The sequence below is a fragment of the Bergeriella denitrificans NBRC 102155 genome, from assembly GCF_001592185.1.
Classification (GTDB): domain Bacteria; phylum Pseudomonadota; class Gammaproteobacteria; order Burkholderiales; family Neisseriaceae; genus Neisseria; species Neisseria denitrificans.
Map to the genome: position 1 here is coordinate 1 of NZ_BCWL01000215.1, position 3,213 is coordinate 3,213.

The following is a 3,213-nucleotide window of genomic DNA, read 5'->3' on the forward strand; positions in this document are numbered from 1 at the left end:
GGTCGGCCAAAATCTGCTGCTGCAAGACCTTATCTTCTTCGCTTAATTGTTCCATTGCCGCAATTTGCCGATAAATATCCGCCCGCTCCGATGGTTCATCTTGGCTGATAAGCGCCTGCATCGGCTCAAGCAAGGTCACTTTCAGCAGATAACGGTTTAGCTTCGCGTTCGCCTCAGGCAGTTGCAACAGATGCTTATACGCCGTGTAAGCCTGCTCATACCGCTCCAAACCAAGTGCCGCACGCAAATAAGCGTTATGAGGGCCATAACGGTATACCGTTTTATTGGCAACAATCACCGTTAGAGGATGCGGCTCGCGCAGCGACAGGCTTTTTTCGGCATATTCAAACGCAACCAAATTTGCCCCTTGGCCTAGAAAATACTCGGCAAGATATACCAAGGCTTCGGCGTTGTGCGGCGAATTGTCATACGCCAAAATCCATTGGCATACCGCTTTTTCGGACTGCTCCAGGTTTTTATACTGCTCGGCCAGCATCATCAGGGTATAGCGCCGCTGCTCGCTGCCTTTCTGGCAGTAGCCGATGCTTTTCTGATACCACTCTACCGCTTTGTCGAACATTTTGGCATCGCGATAGGATTGGCCGCAGAAAAACGCGTTTTGCGCGCATAAATCGCGGTCGTCATTTTCATCAAAATAACGCTCCATCATCAGCGCGTCGTCATAATATTTCTGCGGATTTTGGCTGCGCGCGCCGAAACGCCCCGACACCACATAATAATCGCCGTCCACCAATACCTGGCTGTTCGGACGCATGGCTGAAGGCGGCAGGTAAAGCTGCTCGTGTACCGCCCCGCGCCACTGCCAGGGCAAATCGTTCTTCAGCATCAGGCGGCGGGTGTAAAAGCGGTTTTTATCGTGCTGGCCGCGCATCCGCAGAAAATAGGCATCGGCGTTCAGCTCGGTATCGGCATCCAGCCCGAGGTCGCCGTAAATCCGGTCGTCGGCGTCAAACAGAAACAGATAGTCCGCCTTGCCTTTGGCGGCATCCAATGCCAACTGGCGGTTGTGGCCGAAGTGTTTCCACTCGTGGTGATGCAGCTCGCCTTTGATGCCGCGCGCCGCAAAAAAACGCTCAATCCGCTCGGGCGTGTCGTCGCTCGAGCCGGTATCGGAAATCACCCAATAAGTGAGCGGCACATGCTCCAAAATATTGGCCAGCGTTTCCTCGATAATCGCCGCTTCGTTTTTGACGATCATATTCAAACAAATTGTGGACATCGTCTCACCGTATCCGTCAAATAAACCGATACTTTAACAAACTGCGGCGCTACCCGACAACTCCCCGCCCGCAAAAAGCGGGAAAGCCCGCCCCGCCCTGTTTCATCTGCACAAAATCCGCGCCTGCCGTCCCGTTCATTATCGAAATTAACATTTTCACGCCCCGCGTTGCATGATAGAATTACAAACCATTACAGCGCGAAACGGATAATCCGGATTTTCGCCCACAGTTGCCGCCGGATGGCTTGATTTTCAGACGGCCGTTTATTTCATTTCTGCTCAACTACTGCAACAGGATAAAGCAATGTCAAACGCATTAAAAGAAGCCGCACTCAAATTCCACGAGCAGCCCATACCGGGCAAAGTATCGGTGACCCCGACCAAATCGCTCTCTACCCAAGAAGAGCTGGCGCTGGCCTACTCTCCCGGCGTGGCATTCCCCTGCCTTGAAATCGAAGCCAACCCGCAAGACGCCTACAAATACACCGCCAAAGGCAACCTGGTGGGCGTGATTTCCAACGGTACCGCCGTATTGGGCCTGGGTAACATCGGCGCATTGGCCGGCAAACCCGTTATGGAAGGCAAAGGCGTATTGTTCAAAAAATTCGCCGGCATTGACGTATTCGACATCGAAATCGACGAAAAAGACCCGCAAAAGCTGGTGGACATCATCGCTTCCTTAGAGCCGACTTTCGGCGGCATCAACCTCGAAGACATCAAAGCGCCCGAGTGCTTCTACATCGAGCAGGAACTGCGTAAACGCTGCAAAATCCCGGTATTCCACGACGACCAGCACGGTACCGCCATCATCACCGCCGCCGCCGTATTGAACGCCCTGCGTTTCACCGGCCGCAAAATCGAAGAAGCCACTCTGGTCTGCTCCGGCGCGGGCGCAGCAGCGATTGCCTGCCTGAACCAGCTCCTGGCTGTCGGCCTGAAACGCGAAAACGTGACCGTATGCGACTCCAAAGGCGTGATTTACAAAACCCGCGAAGACAAAGATCGCATGGACGAATCCAAGCAGTTTTACGCCATTGAAGACAACGGCCAACGCAGCTTGGCCGATGCCGTTGCCGGCAAAGACATCTTCCTGGGCCTCTCCGGCGCCAACCTGCTGACTCCGGAAATGCTCAACACCATGGCCGACAAGCCCATCGTATTCGCCATGGCCAACCCGAACCCGGAAATCCTGCCGCCGCTGGCCAAAGAAACCCGCGCCGACGTGGTCATCGGTACCGGCCGCTCCGACTTCCCGAACCAAGTCAACAACGTATTGTGCTTCCCGTTCATCTTCCGCGGCGCGCTGGATTGCGGCGCAACCACCATCAACGAAGAAATGAAGCTGGCCTGCGTTTACGCACTGGCTGATTTGGCGATGGAAGAAGTACCGAAAGAAGTGGTTGCCGCTTACGGCCAAAAATTCGAATTCGGCGCGGATTACCTGATTCCGACCGCTTTCGACCCGCGCCTGCTGCCGCGCGTAGCCGCTGCGACCGCCAAAGCCGCAATGGAAAGCGGCGTTGCCAGCCGTCCGATTGCCGACCTGGCCGCTTACGAAGCCAAATTGAGCGCCATGAAGCTGTAAAGGTTTGGCCGATAACAAAAAAGCCGTCTGAAATTCAGACGGCTTTTTTATACTGGATTGAAATCGAGCGCAATATAATTTGTTTCCTCCCAAACTTTCTATAGCAGCCGTAGGTCGGGCATTCTTGCCCGACAAATCATTATCACACCTGAACATATTGGGTATTGATACCAAACGTCGGGCAAGAATGCCCGACCTACAGATTCTGATGTACCGGAAACGTATTAGAACCTCAACACATTATCGGGCAAAAGTGCCCGCTTACGGGCTGCAGTTTATCGGCACGATTTCATTTGATCTGATGGGATTAATGAATGGCACAGCGTTGCTTTCGCCTTGCCACACTATAGTCGGAGAACTTAATTTCTGCCACAGCGTTGGCTCACCC

Annotated in this window: 3 protein-coding genes; 2 read left to right on the forward strand and 1 reads right to left on the reverse strand. The window is 53.7% G+C overall.

Annotation, left to right across the window (positions count from 1 at the left end; translation table 11 throughout):
• Window positions 1-1,219, reverse strand: a 1,219-nt coding sequence (locus BDE01S_RS09330) for a glycosyltransferase (protein ID WP_066080669.1), incomplete at its 3' end; no start/stop codon positions are given.
• Window positions 1,220-1,544: 325 nt separating this feature from the next.
• Between BDE01S_RS09330 and BDE01S_RS09335 the strand changes: the two genes are divergently transcribed.
• Both BDE01S_RS09335 and BDE01S_RS11605 read left to right on the forward strand, forming a co-directional pair.
• A complete protein-coding gene (locus tag BDE01S_RS09335) occupies window positions 1,545-2,825 on the forward strand; it encodes a malic enzyme-like NAD(P)-binding protein (RefSeq protein ID WP_082790457.1) in 1,281 nt (426 codons plus the stop codon).
• A 124-nt stretch (window positions 2,826-2,949) separates the two neighbouring features.
• Window positions 2,950-3,213: hypothetical protein (locus BDE01S_RS11605; protein ID WP_218015869.1), on the forward strand; the 264-nt coding region annotated here is incomplete at its 3' end.